1 protein-coding gene is annotated in these 731 nt (G+C 64.8%); it reads left to right on the forward strand.

Going from position 1 to position 731, the window contains the following annotated elements:
- Positions 1-731: LysR family transcriptional regulator (locus AC5ZGW_RS46675; protein ID WP_496114200.1), on the forward strand; the 731-nt coding region annotated here is incomplete at both ends.

Genomic DNA, 731 nt, shown 5'->3' on the forward strand with positions numbered 1-731 from the left:
GTTCGCTACTTCCTCGCCGTCGCATCCGCGCTCAACTTCACCCGCGCGGCCGAGCAGTGCAATGTCACGCAGCCCGCCCTGACCAAAGGGGTGCAGAAGCTCGAGCAGGAACTCGGCGGCCAGTTGATCTACCGCGAACGCCAGCTGACCCAACTCACCGATCTTGGCAAGGAAGTCCTTCCGATGCTGGAGCGCACACTCGCCTCGGCAGACGCGGTGCGTCGCCGAGCCCAGGAGTTCCAACGCAAGGACGTCGCGCCACTGAAGATTGGCCTCGCCCCTTCCATCTCGGCGTCGCTCGTGCTCGATCCGATTGCGGAGATCGCAAAGTTCGTCCCTGGACTTCACGTCGAGCTGCGCGAGGGCGTGGCGGAGAAGCTCGTTGACCTCTTGCTTGAAGGGGAGATCAACGCCGCAATGGTCGGGGACGTGCGGGACGTGCCCGCCCGCATCGACGACTGGTCGCTGTTCGAGGAGCGCTACGTCGCGGTTCTCGCGCCGACACATCGGCTCGCAAATCGTCCCTCAATCGGCATCGACGACCTCCGTGAGACCGTCTTGCTGGAACGCGCCGGCTGCGACGTCGCCCCGAAAATCCAGCAATCGTATTTCCCCGAGAAGCCGCCCCAACTCGGCCACTGCAGCGGTCACGACTTGCACCTGCAGCACATGGCCGCTGCTGGCTTCGGCGTGATACTCGCGCCCGAGCACATGCCGCGCCTTCCGACGCT

Source organism: Bradyrhizobium sp. Crot121, from assembly GCF_059512385.1.